This is a genomic window from Stenotrophomonas lactitubi (assembly GCF_002803515.1).
Taxonomy (GTDB): Bacteria; Pseudomonadota; Gammaproteobacteria; order Xanthomonadales; family Xanthomonadaceae; genus Stenotrophomonas; species Stenotrophomonas lactitubi.
The window spans coordinates 1,321,233-1,333,256 of sequence record NZ_PHQX01000001.1 but is presented as its reverse complement, the minus strand read 5'-3'; the positions used below and the strand labels follow the sequence as shown (position 1 = coordinate 1,333,256).

Here is a 12,024-nt window from a genome sequence, read left to right as displayed (position 1 = left end):
GCAAAATGCGCGCAAAAGGGGTGCAATTTACGCGCAGACAAACTTCTGAACGGATGGCAGAATCGGGAGCTCTCAGCCTCCCCTGGAAGACCGTATGACCCCCGCTGAAATCGAAGATCGCTTCGCCAAGTACGACGAACGCATCGCAGCCTTGGAAGATGCCCACGAAGCGCAGAAGTGGACGATCACGGCGCTCATTGGCAGTCATCCCAACTTGAAGCTGTTGCTCGGAATGATTCGCCGCGCCATCCAAGGAATGCGCGACAGAAGCGCCAGCGCAGCCCACGACCCTTCGTGCGAGCGGATCCTGCAGCAGCTGCTTGAAGCCGAATCGACGGTTCTTCAGGCGATGGTGGCGCGTGAACGGGTCCTGGGTCGTAAGAAGGCGGAGCAGGCGCAGGAGCCCGAACCGGAGCGGGAGCGGTAGCAGCCGCCTGCTGCTTCTCCAGCGCGCGCACTTTGCGTTCGAGCGCACCGACTCGTTGCAGCACCGCGAGCATGACTGTCGGGGTGTTGGGTGGCAGGGCCATTTCCCTGGCCACCTTGGGGCCGCGGCGCTCGCCGGTCATGGCAGCACCACCGAATTGGCGGCGATCTCCGGGTAGGCTTGGTGGTACCACCCAACCACACGTACCACGGAGATCACCATGGACCAAGAGATTGCCCAGCGACTCGCAGGGCTCGAGGCTGCCGTCGTCCAGCTGAATGAGCAGAACGCACGAATAGCTGGTGTCATCGGCAATTTCGCCAATGCCAACCACAGCTCATTCCAACAGCTCCTCCTGAAGGAGCACATGTCCGGCGGGATGCAAGCAGCCCAACGCACCATCACGGATGGCCTCCTTGCGAATGCTGATCAAGCCACCCGACGAAACGTCGAAGCAGGTCTGCAAGTCGCGTACGAAGCGTTCGCCGCGCAGGGCTCCGATCCAGCGTTTCTTGAACAATTTTTGATCGCTGCGCGCTCAGTTTTTCCTGGCATTGAGCTAGCGCCTGCCGCGGAGTGATCAAGCGCGCGGCCTGCTGCTCAAGCAGGGCGATGCTGGCATTGGACTCTGCCTGCGCTTTCTGGATCAACTCGTTGCCAGGCAACTGGTACGTCGCGACCTGGGCTTCCAGGTCGCGCACCCTTTGACGCAGCGCGCGCAGTTCCCTGCGATCCCGCCCGTGGCCTTTGCCCTCCCCTTCGCGAGGGTTGCTGAGGTGTCGACGGGCCATCAGGCTGTCTCCAGCGGCACGATGCGGCCGGCGTCCACGTCACCGCTCGGCTCGGCGCGCAGTTCCATAACCGGATCCATAACCGGATCCGCCTGCGCGGCCACTTCGGCCAGGCCGCCCCGCTCCAGGCCTTCGAAGGCGTTCAGCGCCTCGATCAGCTGCTGCAGGCTGGCGATCGTCGGGTTGGTGATCTGCCCGTGCGCCAGCTTTGTCAGCCACGAATAGCCGATGTCCGGGTTCTGCCGGGCGATCTCGGCGTACTTCCCTTCATGCGCACGCAGGCGCACCACGGTTTGATGCAAGAGGGTATCGGCGTCCATGCCCCTAGATATAGCAAAAGTTTGCTCAGGTGGAAAGCAGTACTTTGCCGAGGCCGATCAATATTCTGCTTACATGAACATTGATTCGAACCTGGTCCTCGCCGACAACGTCCGCCGGCTTATGGAAGCGGGCGGCGAGACTCAGGCGAAGGTCGCCAAGCGCGCGGGACTATCCCAGCGCAACGTTGGCAACGTCGTCACTTACGGAAAGACCCACGAGACCTCCCCTACCGTCCGCACGGTGGACGGCCTAGCGGCGGCGTTCGGAGTACCAGCATGGATGCTGTTTATTCAGGATGTCCCGCTCGAAGTCCTCACCGCGCAACGGCTCAACCAGGTCATCCAGGACTACATAGCAGCACCTGAGCCGGGCCGAACCAACATTGAGCGCGTTGCAAACGCCGAGGTGCGGTACGCGGGTCTGCCGACCGGGGCGCTTTCGACGAAGGCCGGCTAAATTGGCCTTCACCCCCAACACTGATACGGAAGCCGGTGAGCTCGTCGAGAGCCTGGTCCAGTTCCTGTTCGGGGGCGAGCGAACAACGGAAGCAATGCGCGCCGGTGTCGAGCAAGCCTTTCGACGCGCCCGGCACCAGCACGGTTCGGTGATCTACGACCGACGGGAATGGTGGATCGGCACTGACGATTTCGCTCAGTTCACGGTGGACCGAGGCCCTGCACCCGCATTCTCCGTGCCAACCGTCGATGTCATTCGCCACGCGGATCTCAGCGTTTGGGAGAGTGCACTGGCCCGTGAGGCCGGCAACCAAGCGCTGACTTGGCCCCTGCCATTCGACGCCTTGGAGCGCGTGGCGGGCTTCACGCCGGAAGCGGTCAGCACCGGCTGGATTCTCTATGCCCTGTTGGGCCGCGCAGGCCGCCAGGCGGGCAAGATAGTTCTTAAACTATATCTGTAGCAAACTTTTGCTTGACACGTTAATTTTTGCGCAATACTTTGCTCAACATCCCAAGCACGGATGGTTGAGCACATGTCTGCACTGTCTTCGTCGCTGTACCTGGCACTGGGGGCTCTCGGAGCCACCGGCCTTGGCGCGTTCTTCTCCCCATCGTCCCCTTCCACAGACGAACCCGGCCAGACCGTCCGGGCACCAGCTGCGCTGGTGATCACCAGCCCGCGCATCTGCGCGGCGCTGGAGGTCTACACCCTGGCCAACGAGAACGACTGGGGCCTGCGGGCCACGATCGCTCAGGCAGTGCTCAACGGCTTCAACGAGACCGGCCGCGTGCCGGACTGCGCCGCCGGCGTCTCTGCGGCGCTGGCCAAGGACTTCTCCTCTTACCGCTGGCAGCTTGCGCTCGACGCCGTCGACGCCGTGGCCAGCGGCAGCTATTCCGTTTCCCCTGACGCCTGCGCCCGGGCCAATACCGTCGTCCCCCTGTCGACGGAAGCCACCTTCCCTGTGGTGGCCCGGGCGCGGTGCGTCATCTATGACCTGGCTTTCGTGGAGGTGCACTGATGGCCGCCACCGAACGTCGCTGCCGCGACTGCGGCTGCACCGACCTGCGGGCCTGCCCCGGTGGTTGCTCCTGGGTGGACGCCGACCTGTGCAGCAGCTGCGCGGCGGCCGCTGGCCCGGGCGCCGAAAGCGCCATGGCCGTCGTCGTGCGCCAGCGCCTGCTGATCGCCGGCAGCAGCATCAAGCTCAGCCGCACCGAGGCCGTGGTGATGCAGGTCCTGGTCGCGGCCCCGGATTGCCTGGTGGAAGTCGACGCGCTGCATGCCGCGATGTACCCGGGCAGCAAGCCGCCGTCGCGGGAGTCCAACGTCTTGCAGGTGCTGGTGTCGCGCCTGCGCCGCAAGCTCGCTGCCGCTGGCCATAAGCACGCCATCGAGACCATCCGCCTGCGCGGCTACCGCTTCGTGATGCCCCAAGGCGGTGTCGCATGAGCGCCCCCTCCAACATCGCGGCAATCCGCCACGCAGTCAGCGCGCTGCACGGCGCCGCTGACGACGGTGCAGACACTCGTCGTTACGCCGATGCTCTGCAGGAGGCCGGTGCAGCCATCAACGAGCTGATGGACGAAGCGCGCCGATGCTGTGCTGGCACCGGCGATCTGTCTGACCTCCGCGCCGCCCTCGCCCGCGTCAAAGGCGGTGCCGCGTGAGCGCGCTTCAGGACCAGGACTGCAGCCTCGACTGCTTCAACTGCGGTGAACAGAGCCCAGGGGCGGCGAACAGCAGTCTCTGCGTGAGCAAGGCTGGACAAGCTGGTTGGGTCATCGGTCTCGACCTCGATTCAGGCGGTGCGCCGGTCTACAGCTGTCCGGATTGCGCAGCGTTTCTGGAGGCCCCCGTCCCCGTCTGCCTCCCACACACCGGAGGTGCAGCATGAAGACGGAAGAGATGATCGCCGAGGCCACCGGTGCGCTGTTCCGGCGCGTGCTGGCCATCGGCACCGCCGCCGGCTTCGTGCTGGGCGTGTTGGCAACCCTTGGATCTCGGGCGGTGCTGTCATGAGCTCGGTAACCATGACCGTCGATGCAGAGATCGACCTCGATGACCTGATTGGCAATCTAGGCTCCGCCAGCAAGGATTACCTCGCCGGCCTCCTGAAGGTCGAAGGCGAAGCCGCGCGCGCGCCAGATGGCCGCACGTTCGAGCAGATCATCGAAGCCGCGTTCAACGAGCTGCGCGCGATGTCCACCGTGCCGCCGGCACTGGCCGACCTGTTCTGGATGGTGCACGGGAGGGCCATGTCATGACCGCCGACCTGCACCTGCTTGGCCATGGCGTCGACGCCATTGTGCAGCACGACCTGGACCGCATGCCGCCGGCGATCACCCCTGCAGCGCGCGTGCAGCGCTACCAGCGCGCGGTGTGCGTCGCGCCGCCGGACCAGTGGCGCGCGCTGCGGATCCGCTTCGGCTCGATCTTCAAGATCGCCTGGGGCGCGGGGTTGAAGCCGGACCTGGCCACCTGGGCAAGGAAGTTCAAGCGCATCGCCGAGGCCTGCCAACCATGAGGCTCTTCCACGTCCACATCCCGGGCGTGGCTGGACCGCACAGCGTCATCGCAGAAGCCGAACAGGCCGCGATCGACGACGCGCTCTACACCCTGGGGCTTTCCGAGCTGCCCGAAGGCAGCAGCGTCACTTCTGAACAGACCGGAGACACCTGATGTTCTTCCGCAACCTCACGATGTTCACCTATCCGCAGCTGCAGATGTTCGACTGGCAGGACGGCCTGCAGGCGCGCGCGCTGAAACCGGTTGGTCCGCTGGAAATGTGCTCGGCCGGCTTCATTTCGCCGTTCGGCCGCGAAGAGAAGGAGCAGCTGTCGCACGAGATCGGCCGCTGCATGTGGATGACCATCGGCACCGAAGAGAAGATCCTGCCGCCCGCGGTGGTGAACAACCTGCTCGAGCTCAAGCTGCAGGACATCGAGGAACAGGAGGGACGCCGTCCCGGCGGTCGCGAGCGGAAACGCATCAAGGACGACCTGCTGCACGAGCTGCTGCCCCGCGCCTTCGTTCGCCCCACTCGCACCGACCTCTATCTGGACCACCAGCGTGGCGTTGTGCTCGTCGACACCAGCAGCCGCAGGACGGGCGAGAACGCCATCAGCCAACTGCGCAACGTGGTCGGCAGCTTCCCTGCCCTGCCCTTGAACGCAGAGGTGTCGCCGAGGGCGATCCTGACCAGTTGGGTTGCCGGTGAGCCCCTTCCGGATGGCCTGACCCTGGGCGAGGAATGCGAACTGCGCGACCCGGTCGAAGGCGGCGCAATCGTTCGCTGCCAGCACCACGAACTGCGATGCGACGAGGTCGACCTGCACCTGGAGACGGGCAAGCAGGTCACCAAGCTCGCCCTGGTGCTGGAGGACCACCTGTCCTTCGTCCTCGGCGACGACCTGATCGTTCGAAAGCTCCGCTTCCTGGACGGCGCCGTCGAGCAGCTGCAGCACGGGGACGAAGAAGGCCGGCGCGCCGAGCTCGACGCCCGCTTCGCTCTGCAGATCGCCGAGGTCGGCCGGCTGTACGACCTGATCCGCGAGCAGTTCCGCCTCACCACCTACGCATGAGGTTGCCATGCACCCGACTTCCCTGATCACCGGCCGTTTCCCTCTCAACATGTTGCTGGCTCATGCGCTGGCTCAGGCACGCGTGGCCAGCCCGGAACTGGCAAGGCACCTGCGCCGCATTGCGCCACGCCACCGCACAACCTGGGCGCCGGCCGGTGGTGGCCACGCCGAGCGCGCGCGCCGCGTACGCCAGATCCAGGCCGGCTCGCTGACTGCGGCCAATGGCCTGATCCCCACATACACGGGGGATCACTCATGAACCGCGTTCGCGCCTTCCTGTGTGCCCTGTTCGGCTGCGCGCGCGACTGGCCGGATATGGAGTCGTGCGGCCGCTGCGGTAGTTACCTGGATCTGCAGGCGCCGCCGCGCACGATGGGCCGCCGCGTGCTGGACCGCCTTGCCACCGCACTGATTCGACGCGGCGCCCGCACGCCCTACTTCCACCTGGTCAACGCCGACGGCACGCCGTACATGGATCGCTTCTGGCTGCTGCGCATCTGCCGCGCCGGCGTCGACGACCGTGGCCAGCCCCGGCCCTGGTTGGCCTTGCGCCTGCACCACATCCGCAGCAGTGACCACGGCGGCGTCTTCCATGATCACCCCTGGTCGTTCTTCAGCCTGATCCTGCGCGGCGGATACTTCGAGCACCGGCCCTACGACGGGCCGCTGCCGGCAGTACCTGACGCGGTGCCGTCCGCGATCGCCGAGGAACCGTATTCGTCGACCTGGTACGGCGCTGGCCAGCTGTTGTTCCGCCGTGCTGAGGGCTGGCATCGCATCGCGCTGGCCGAGGACCTGCAGGCTGAAGGCACCTGGACGCTGGTGCTGACCCTGCCGCCGCGCGCCTGCAGCTGGGGCTTCCGCATCCGCGGCCACAAGATCGAGCACCGCGCGTACTTCCGGAAGGAAGCCGTTCGGCAGCGCGCGCGGCAGCAGACCCACGTTTCAGGGCGTTCCGGGTGGAACCCGTGACCCATGGCGCGCACGTCACACCCCAACGCGCGCCGGCGCTGGACGGCGGACGAGGACGAGACCCTGCGGCTGAACTGGCCGCGGTTCCCCGCCTTCCTGATCGCGCACGTCCTGGAGAGGCCCAAGGCAGCGGTGTATCGACGCGCCGCAGCGCTGGGGCTGCAGAAGGCCGAGGACTTCCACACCCAGCCGCTGGCCGCGCTCTGGAACGGTACGCAGGAACCGGGATCGATCGCTTCGCGAATCAAGCCCGGCAGCACCCCGCCGAACAAGGGGCTGCGCCGTCCTGGCTGGTACGCAGGCCGCATGCGCGACACCCAATTCAAGAAGGGTCGGCCAGCCAGCGAGGCGCGCAACTACGTGCCGATCGGGACCGAGAAGGTCGATCCGAAACGGAAGGTGCTGATGCGCAAGGTCACAGACGACCCAGCCCTGTTCCCGGTCAATCGCTGGCGCCCAGTGCACGTGATGGTCTGGCAGGCAGCGAACGGCCCGGTACCGGAGGGACACATCGTGGTGTTCCGGCCGGGCCTGAAGACGCTGGTCGCCGCAGAGATCACTGCTGATCGCCTCGAGACCGTAACCCTCGCCGAGAACATGCGGCGCAACAGCTACCACAACCGGTTCCCGCCGGAACTGAAAGAACTTGTCCACCTGAAGGCGCGAATCACCCGCCGAGTCAGGAGGCGAATCAAGGAGCAAGATGATGAAGAACAAGGTCAGTGATGTCCGCGACCACCTGGTTGCCATGCTCGAACGCCTGGGCGATGACGACCTGAGCGCCGAGCAGATGGGACAGGTCATCGAGCGCGCCAAGGCTACAACCATCGTGGCCACCACCTACATCGGCGCGGTAAAGGTCGAGCTCGACGCAATCCGGTTGGCCCATGAAACCGGAAATCTGACCGCAGCGGTGGCCGAGCCCCAACAGCTGCCCACGCTGCCCGCAGGCCCGAGGCGCTGACGGCATGGCGGGCATACAGCACTTGGTGAACGTATCCGGCGGAAAGGACAGCACCGCCGTGTATCTGCGTGCCTTGGAGCTGGGCAGGCCGTTCCGCGCCGTGTTTGCCGACACCGGCAACGAAGACCAGCGCGTCTACGACTACGTGGCAGAGCTGGCTCACAAGACGGGGGGCCCGGAAGTCGAAACCGTCCGTGCTGACTTCACACGACAGCTAGCCCAGCACCGCGAATACATCCTGGAGAAATGGCCAACGCAAGGAATCCCCGGCGACGTGGTGCGCCAGGCTGCGGCGCTACACGAGCCTACCGGCAATCCGTTTCTCGATCTGTGCATCAGCAAAGGCCGATTCCCGTCCCGCATGGCCCAGTTCTGCACCGAGGAACTGAAGACCCTTCCGATTACGACACAGGTAGTCGGTCCCATGCTGAAGGCTGGGCCAGTTCTGCAATGGCTCGGGATTCGCGCTGAGGAATCAGCCCACCGCGCCAAGCAACCCCGCTTCAATCGCCATGAGTCCGGCTGTCACGTGTGGCGTCCGATCTTCGACTGGACTGTCCAGCAGGTGTGGGACCAGCACCGCCGGCATGGCATCGAGCCCAACCCACTCTATGCCCTCGGGATGGGGCGCGTCGGCTGCATGCCTTGCATCAACTGCCGGAAATCGGAGCTCCGCAACATCGCTGACCTCTTCCCTCACCACATCGACAGGATCCGCGACTGGGAGGCCGTGGTCGCCGCGGCCAACAAGCGGGGCAGTGCCACCTTTTTCCCAGCGGTGACAGATCCAACCGACGTGGATCGCCCTGGCACCTATTCGCGGATCGACACCCTCGTGGAGTGGAGCCGCACCAGCCGGGGTGGAAGGCAGTACGACATCTTCTTTCAACAGCAGGGCGGAGGCGGCTGTTCGTCCGACCTTGGCCTCTGCGAAACGGAGGCAACCATGGAACAGGCCCAAGCCCATCGGCCGCCGCTCACCAAGAAGTCGCAGGTTCTGCAGGTGATGCACGCCGGCGGCCGCATCGTCGCGGGGCACCGCCCGGGCTTGTTGCAGCTGCTCGACGCCGATGACAGCCCAGTGCCTGCCTGGCAAACCGCCCTGAAGGCTGCCCAGCCCTCACCCGCAAAGTCCGGAGATACCCATGAACCGCAGTGACGTCCTCCCCCGCTTTCTCGCTGATACGGCCACGCACGAGCTGCGCGTTGTGGTCAATGACGGCGTGCACCGCCACCTGCAGTTCCGGCGCCCTGGCACCTACTGCTACGGCTTCGACATCGTGACCTGGCCCGGGCACCTGGCGATCTCCGGCGACATGGGCACCGCAGTCTTCAACCGCCTGCGCGACATGTTCGAGTACTTCCGTGCCAAGCCCGCGGAGCACGAAAAGGCCGGCGGCCTGTTCGTGAACGATGGCTACTGGGCCGAGAAGTGCGTGGCCAACGACGGCGAGAAGAAGGAGTTCAGCGCGCGCCTCTTCCGTGACCTGGTGACGCGCCTGTTCAAGGAATACGTCGAGGAACGCGTGGACCCAGACGATCTGGCGGATCCGGACGAGTCGACCCCGGAATGGGTGGCCCGGCTGTGGCAGGAGCTTGAGCGCGAAGTGCTGAGCGACTCGGAAGATCACGATGCCCTGAGAAACGCGATCAGGGCCATGTCGGACTTCGAGCCAACCGACCCGGACTACAGCGACTTCCGGATCACCGACGCCTGGGAATACGCATCGTCCCTGCAGCAGTACACGTTCCACTTCCTCTGGCGCCTGTACGCGATCGCCGGAGCGGTCCGGGCATACGACGATGCCGCCGACGCTGCCGAGCCGACGGGCCTGCCCTGCGACATTGCCGCGCCTGCGCCGCTGGCGGAGGCCGAGCATGGCTGAGCCAATCAAGGTGACCGTCACCAACCCCAGTACGGGTGAAGTCCTGCAGAAGCGGATCCTCATGAACGACTATGCGGTGGTCTGCGCCGGCGATCGGTACGTCAAGAGCGTTCAGATCATGGGATCCACGCACATGATCGCCATTGCGAAGGAGAAGCCCAATGGCTGACACCGCAACGCACGCCGGCGCCGCCGCCGACCATAACATCCATCCTGACCTGGCCAAGGAGCTGCGCACGATCGCGGCGGTTCCAATGGATCTGCGCCGGCCGGCGCTCCGGCGTTTAGCCGAGCAGATCGGCAACGTCGCCATGATCGATCTGTTCGGCGAGTTCATTGGCCTGGCCAACCAGGTCGCCTTCAACGCCAGCGAGCAGGCCAAGGATCTGCTGGTGCTGCACGGCCACGTGTGGCCGCACGAGGCCGAGCGCGTCAACATGCCCTGCATCTTGGGTGCCCTCAACGGCATCGTGCTGGCCGCCGGCATCGACCCTGGCCCGCTCTGCGGCGGCTGTGCGTTCCGCGCCGGCACCGTGGCCAACCAGTGCCTCCCGACCACGGAAGACGCCGACTACTGCTCCACCCCGGGTGAGTGCCCCTTCTTCTGCCACGAAGCCGTCGACGAGCACGGCAACACCATCAGCGCCTGCCGCGGCTTCGCCCAGCGGCGCGCCGCCTTGAATGCTGCCGAGCGCAACACCGAAGACCAGGAGCCCACCGCATGAGTACTTCTGACCGCCTCCCCGTGCACTACCACGTGCACCTGGACGTCGCCGGCGCACTGTCGAACATGACCGATCAGGATCTGGACGGGCTCTTCCAGCGGAATCCCCCCGGTGAGCCGGTAACTGCAGCCGAAGCTCGCCGGGTGCTGACCGACCACCTGGCCAATGGCCGCAGGGTCATCCCGCTCGCTCCCTGTGAGGGCTTCGACTACACCGGCACCGGTTGCCCGGGCCATCTGGCAGCAGCTGAGGCACACCATGGCTGATGCAGGCATTGCCGATGGCACTGCCACCCGGATTCTGCAGCTGCTGCAGGAGGGGCCGGGCCTGGCCGGCGAGCTCGCCGCCGAACTGCAGCTGCCTTCGAACCGCGTCAGCAGCTACCTGCACCAGCTGGCCAAGACCGGCCGGGTGCAGCGCGCGCCCTTCCATGGCCCTGACGAGCGCCCATCGGTCCTCTGGAGCCTGCAGGTGTCGCCCCATGAGTAACCACGGACCCTCGTCACGAGGATTGTCGAGGACCGGATCCCCCGCGAACCTGCGGCCGGTCCGATTCGTCACGCTGAAGCAGTTCGAGGCACTGACCGGCTACACGGTCGATGCCATCAACTCGAAGATCAAGCGTGGCGATTGGCTGGAGGGCGCCGTGTTCTTCAAGGCGCCAGATGGAAGAAACCTGATCGACCTGGAGGGGTACGAAGAGTGGGTAATGCACGGCAAGGCGGCGTCAGGCCAGCTACACAGAGCAGCATCGCAATAGACTTCTACTACCGGGGCAAGCGGTGCCGTGAGCGGATCAAACTCCCTCCGACCGCACGGAACCTTCGGTACTGCGAGAACCTGCTGGGTCAGATCAAGGTCGAGATCGAGAAGGGCACGTTCGACTATGCCGCCCACTTCCCCGGCAGCAAGCGCGCGGTGCAGGTGGCGGCGAAGCCGGCGGCTCTGGATACCTTGGAGCAGGTGCTGACACGGTGGCTGGCACAGAAGGAGCCTGAGCTCGAGCACAGCAGCCTGATTGGGTACCGCCGCATCGTCGACAACATCCTGGTGCCGCGATGCGGAACGATCGCGCTGCGTGACTTCGATCGTATCGCGCTGAAGGAACTGGTGGCCACATTCGACGAGTCGACCTCGGCCAAGCGCATCAACAACGTCCTGGGCCCGCTCCGCGGTGCCCTCGATGAGGCCGTGGCCGATGACTTGATCCCGAGCAACCCTCTGGACGGCTTCAGGGTGAAGCGGCGTGCCAAGGCCAACGCGCGGGAAGAGGTCGATCCCTTCACACCGGAGGAAGTCCAGGCGATCCTTGCCGCCTGCCGCGAGGACCAGGTCCGCAATTACTGCCAGTTCAACTTCGCCACGGGCCTGCGGACCTCGGAAATGATTGGTCTCTGCTGGTCGGACATCGATTGGCGCAAGGGCACCGTCAAGATCCGGCGCGCATGGGTCATGGGCAAGATGAAAGCCCCCAAGACCGAGTCCGGCGTGCGCGAGGTGCAGCTGCTGCAGCCGGCGATCGATGCCCTGAAGGCTCAGCGGGCCCACACCGCCACCGCCGGCGAGTTCGTCTTCCACGATCCCAGGACCAACTCGCGGTGGGGGTCGGATCAGAGCATCCGCGCCGGCGAATGGCAGCGCGCGCTGCGCAAGGCAGGGGTGCGGTATCGGTACCCGTATCAGATGCGCCACACCTTCGCCTCCCAGGCGCTCAGCGCCGGTGAGAACGTGATGTGGGTGGCGCGGCAGATGGGGCACCGGGACTGGACGATCACCGCCAAGAAGTACGGCCGGTGGATCCCGTCAATAGTGCCCGATGCCGGCGCCAAGGCTGCTGCGTTGTGGGTCGCCGCCTAGAGCTGCATAGCAATATGGATGAAGCGCCCGCCTTACCGGTT

General features: G+C 65.5%; 25 protein-coding genes. 24 read left to right on the top strand and 1 reads right to left on the bottom strand.

What is annotated here, in order from left to right:
- Nucleotides 1-94 precede the first annotated feature (94 nt).
- Nucleotides 95-427 (top strand): hypothetical protein, encoded by a 333-nt coding sequence (locus tag CR156_RS06470; RefSeq protein WP_100552229.1) that lies wholly within the window; start codon nt 95-97, stop codon nt 425-427.
- Nucleotides 428-647: 220 nt separating this feature from the next.
- Nucleotides 648-1,007: a hypothetical protein gene (locus tag CR156_RS06465; protein ID WP_100552228.1), complete on the top strand. Its 360-nt coding sequence runs from the start codon at nt 648-650 to the stop codon at nt 1,005-1,007.
- A gap of 210 nt (nt 1,008-1,217) precedes the next feature.
- Here the strand turns inward: CR156_RS06465 and CR156_RS06460 are convergent, their stop codons facing one another.
- Nucleotides 1,218-1,538: a hypothetical protein gene (locus CR156_RS06460; protein ID WP_095377412.1), complete on the bottom strand. Its 321-nt coding sequence runs from the start codon at nt 1,536-1,538 to the stop codon at nt 1,218-1,220.
- A gap of 73 nt (nt 1,539-1,611) precedes the next feature.
- Here CR156_RS06460 and CR156_RS06455 point away from each other — a divergent pair, with 73 nt between their 5' ends.
- The 22 genes from CR156_RS06455 to CR156_RS06365 all read left to right on the top strand — a co-directional run bounded on the left by CR156_RS06455 (nt 1,612) and on the right by CR156_RS06365 (nt 11,983).
- Nucleotides 1,612-1,995 carry a helix-turn-helix domain-containing protein gene (locus CR156_RS06455; protein WP_095377413.1) on the top strand — a complete coding sequence of 128 codons (384 nt, stop codon included), beginning with the start codon at nt 1,612-1,614 and terminating at the stop codon, nt 1,993-1,995.
- Nucleotide 1,996: 1 nt separating this feature from the next.
- On the top strand, nt 1,997-2,455 hold the full coding sequence (locus CR156_RS06450) for a hypothetical protein (RefSeq protein ID WP_100552227.1): 459 nt from the start codon (nt 1,997-1,999) through the stop codon (nt 2,453-2,455).
- Between the two features lie 72 nt (nt 2,456-2,527).
- Complete coding sequence (locus tag CR156_RS06445; RefSeq protein ID WP_100552226.1) at nt 2,528-3,016, top strand: hypothetical protein; 489 nt, start codon at nt 2,528-2,530, stop codon at nt 3,014-3,016.
- Nucleotides 3,016-3,447, top strand: coding sequence for a helix-turn-helix domain-containing protein (locus tag CR156_RS06440; protein WP_100552225.1), 432 nt, complete (start codon nt 3,016-3,018; stop codon nt 3,445-3,447). Before CR156_RS06445 ends, CR156_RS06440 begins: the two co-directional genes overlap by 1 nt.
- On the top strand, nt 3,444-3,665 hold the full coding sequence (locus tag CR156_RS06435; RefSeq protein ID WP_100552224.1) for a hypothetical protein: 222 nt from the start codon (nt 3,444-3,446) through the stop codon (nt 3,663-3,665). Before CR156_RS06440 ends, CR156_RS06435 begins: the two co-directional genes overlap by 4 nt.
- Before the next feature lie 223 nt (nt 3,666-3,888).
- Nucleotides 3,889-4,017 (top strand): hypothetical protein, encoded by a 129-nt coding sequence (locus CR156_RS23280; protein ID WP_279324073.1) that lies wholly within the window; start codon nt 3,889-3,891, stop codon nt 4,015-4,017.
- On the top strand, nt 4,014-4,262 hold the full coding sequence (locus tag CR156_RS06430) for a hypothetical protein (protein WP_133120058.1): 249 nt from the start codon (nt 4,014-4,016) through the stop codon (nt 4,260-4,262). Before CR156_RS23280 ends, CR156_RS06430 begins: the two co-directional genes overlap by 4 nt.
- Nucleotides 4,259-4,522: a hypothetical protein gene (locus CR156_RS06425; protein ID WP_095377419.1), complete on the top strand. Its 264-nt coding sequence runs from the start codon at nt 4,259-4,261 to the stop codon at nt 4,520-4,522. Before CR156_RS06430 ends, CR156_RS06425 begins: the two co-directional genes overlap by 4 nt.
- Nucleotides 4,519-4,677, top strand: a complete 159-nt coding sequence (locus tag CR156_RS22905) for a hypothetical protein (RefSeq protein ID WP_154344339.1) — start codon at nt 4,519-4,521, stop codon at nt 4,675-4,677. The genes CR156_RS06425 and CR156_RS22905 overlap by 4 nt, the downstream gene beginning before the upstream one ends.
- The gene (locus CR156_RS06420; RefSeq protein ID WP_100552222.1) at nt 4,677-5,579 is read left to right on the top strand and encodes a recombination-associated protein RdgC; all 903 of its coding nucleotides are present in this window, start codon (nt 4,677-4,679) and stop codon (nt 5,577-5,579) included. Before CR156_RS22905 ends, CR156_RS06420 begins: the two co-directional genes overlap by 1 nt.
- 7 nt (nt 5,580-5,586) lie before the next feature.
- Nucleotides 5,587-5,838, top strand: coding sequence for a hypothetical protein (locus tag CR156_RS06415; RefSeq protein ID WP_100552221.1), 252 nt, complete (start codon nt 5,587-5,589; stop codon nt 5,836-5,838).
- The gene (locus CR156_RS06410) at nt 5,835-6,551 is read left to right on the top strand and encodes a cyclin family protein (protein ID WP_100552220.1); all 717 of its coding nucleotides are present in this window, start codon (nt 5,835-5,837) and stop codon (nt 6,549-6,551) included. The genes CR156_RS06415 and CR156_RS06410 overlap by 4 nt, the downstream gene beginning before the upstream one ends.
- 3 nt (nt 6,552-6,554) lie before the next feature.
- Nucleotides 6,555-7,277: an HNH endonuclease gene (locus tag CR156_RS06405; protein ID WP_100552219.1), complete on the top strand. Its 723-nt coding sequence runs from the start codon at nt 6,555-6,557 to the stop codon at nt 7,275-7,277.
- A complete protein-coding gene (locus tag CR156_RS06400) occupies nt 7,258-7,515 on the top strand; it encodes a hypothetical protein (RefSeq protein WP_100552218.1) in 258 nt (85 codons plus the stop codon). The genes CR156_RS06405 and CR156_RS06400 overlap by 20 nt, the downstream gene beginning before the upstream one ends.
- Before the next feature lie 58 nt (nt 7,516-7,573).
- A complete protein-coding gene (locus tag CR156_RS06395) occupies nt 7,574-8,674 on the top strand; it encodes a phosphoadenosine phosphosulfate reductase domain-containing protein (protein WP_243381716.1) in 1,101 nt (366 codons plus the stop codon).
- Nucleotides 8,661-9,401 (top strand): hypothetical protein, encoded by a 741-nt coding sequence (locus CR156_RS06390; RefSeq protein ID WP_100552217.1) that lies wholly within the window; start codon nt 8,661-8,663, stop codon nt 9,399-9,401. Before CR156_RS06395 ends, CR156_RS06390 begins: the two co-directional genes overlap by 14 nt.
- Nucleotides 9,394-9,570, top strand: coding sequence for a hypothetical protein (locus tag CR156_RS22895; RefSeq protein ID WP_165780969.1), 177 nt, complete (start codon nt 9,394-9,396; stop codon nt 9,568-9,570). Before CR156_RS06390 ends, CR156_RS22895 begins: the two co-directional genes overlap by 8 nt.
- Nucleotides 9,563-10,126, top strand: a complete 564-nt coding sequence (locus CR156_RS06385) for a hypothetical protein (RefSeq protein ID WP_100552216.1) — start codon at nt 9,563-9,565, stop codon at nt 10,124-10,126. The genes CR156_RS22895 and CR156_RS06385 overlap by 8 nt, the downstream gene beginning before the upstream one ends.
- The gene (locus CR156_RS22890; protein WP_100552215.1) at nt 10,123-10,392 is read left to right on the top strand and encodes a hypothetical protein; all 270 of its coding nucleotides are present in this window, start codon (nt 10,123-10,125) and stop codon (nt 10,390-10,392) included. Before CR156_RS06385 ends, CR156_RS22890 begins: the two co-directional genes overlap by 4 nt.
- On the top strand, nt 10,385-10,615 hold the full coding sequence (locus CR156_RS06375; RefSeq protein WP_100552214.1) for a winged helix-turn-helix domain-containing protein: 231 nt from the start codon (nt 10,385-10,387) through the stop codon (nt 10,613-10,615). Before CR156_RS22890 ends, CR156_RS06375 begins: the two co-directional genes overlap by 8 nt.
- Entirely contained in the window at nt 10,608-10,886 is a 279-nt protein-coding gene (locus tag CR156_RS06370) for an excisionase (RefSeq protein ID WP_095377434.1), read from the top strand. The genes CR156_RS06375 and CR156_RS06370 overlap by 8 nt, the downstream gene beginning before the upstream one ends.
- Complete coding sequence (locus CR156_RS06365; protein ID WP_100552213.1) at nt 10,829-11,983, top strand: site-specific integrase; 1,155 nt, start codon at nt 10,829-10,831, stop codon at nt 11,981-11,983. Before CR156_RS06370 ends, CR156_RS06365 begins: the two co-directional genes overlap by 58 nt.
- Nucleotides 11,984-12,024 lie beyond the last annotated feature (41 nt).

Bases quoted from the DNA above. Each gene is read 5' to 3' on its own strand.
- CR156_RS06460 (WP_095377412.1), bottom strand. From the start codon at position 1,538: ATGGACGCCGATACCCTCTTGCATCAAACCGTGGTGCGCCTGCGTGCG.
- CR156_RS22895 (WP_165780969.1), top strand. From the start codon at position 9,394: ATGGCTGAGCCAATCAAGGTGACCGTCACCAACCCCAGTACGGGTGAA.
- CR156_RS23280 (WP_279324073.1), top strand. From the start codon at position 3,889: ATGAAGACGGAAGAGATGATCGCCGAGGCCACCGGTGCGCTGTTCCGG.
- CR156_RS06390 (WP_100552217.1), top strand. From the start codon at position 8,661: ATGAACCGCAGTGACGTCCTCCCCCGCTTTCTCGCTGATACGGCCACG.
- CR156_RS06435 (WP_100552224.1), top strand. From the start codon at position 3,444: ATGAGCGCCCCCTCCAACATCGCGGCAATCCGCCACGCAGTCAGCGCG.
- CR156_RS06385 (WP_100552216.1), top strand. From the start codon at position 9,563: ATGGCTGACACCGCAACGCACGCCGGCGCCGCCGCCGACCATAACATC.
- CR156_RS06400 (WP_100552218.1), top strand. From the start codon at position 7,258: ATGAAGAACAAGGTCAGTGATGTCCGCGACCACCTGGTTGCCATGCTC.
- CR156_RS06370 (WP_095377434.1), top strand. From the start codon at position 10,608: ATGAGTAACCACGGACCCTCGTCACGAGGATTGTCGAGGACCGGATCC.
- CR156_RS06455 (WP_095377413.1), top strand. From the start codon at position 1,612: ATGAACATTGATTCGAACCTGGTCCTCGCCGACAACGTCCGCCGGCTT.
- CR156_RS06465 (WP_100552228.1), top strand. From the start codon at position 648: ATGGACCAAGAGATTGCCCAGCGACTCGCAGGGCTCGAGGCTGCCGTC.
- CR156_RS06440 (WP_100552225.1), top strand. From the start codon at position 3,016: ATGGCCGCCACCGAACGTCGCTGCCGCGACTGCGGCTGCACCGACCTG.
- CR156_RS06415 (WP_100552221.1), top strand. From the start codon at position 5,587: ATGCACCCGACTTCCCTGATCACCGGCCGTTTCCCTCTCAACATGTTG.
- CR156_RS06375 (WP_100552214.1), top strand. From the start codon at position 10,385: ATGGCTGATGCAGGCATTGCCGATGGCACTGCCACCCGGATTCTGCAG.
- CR156_RS22905 (WP_154344339.1), top strand. From the start codon at position 4,519: ATGAGGCTCTTCCACGTCCACATCCCGGGCGTGGCTGGACCGCACAGC.
- CR156_RS22890 (WP_100552215.1), top strand. From the start codon at position 10,123: ATGAGTACTTCTGACCGCCTCCCCGTGCACTACCACGTGCACCTGGAC.
- CR156_RS06410 (WP_100552220.1), top strand. From the start codon at position 5,835: ATGAACCGCGTTCGCGCCTTCCTGTGTGCCCTGTTCGGCTGCGCGCGC.
- CR156_RS06420 (WP_100552222.1), top strand. From the start codon at position 4,677: ATGTTCTTCCGCAACCTCACGATGTTCACCTATCCGCAGCTGCAGATG.
- CR156_RS06445 (WP_100552226.1), top strand. From the start codon at position 2,528: ATGTCTGCACTGTCTTCGTCGCTGTACCTGGCACTGGGGGCTCTCGGA.
- CR156_RS06430 (WP_133120058.1), top strand. From the start codon at position 4,014: ATGAGCTCGGTAACCATGACCGTCGATGCAGAGATCGACCTCGATGAC.
- CR156_RS06470 (WP_100552229.1), top strand. From the start codon at position 95: ATGACCCCCGCTGAAATCGAAGATCGCTTCGCCAAGTACGACGAACGC.
- CR156_RS06425 (WP_095377419.1), top strand. From the start codon at position 4,259: ATGACCGCCGACCTGCACCTGCTTGGCCATGGCGTCGACGCCATTGTG.
- CR156_RS06405 (WP_100552219.1), top strand. From the start codon at position 6,555: ATGGCGCGCACGTCACACCCCAACGCGCGCCGGCGCTGGACGGCGGAC.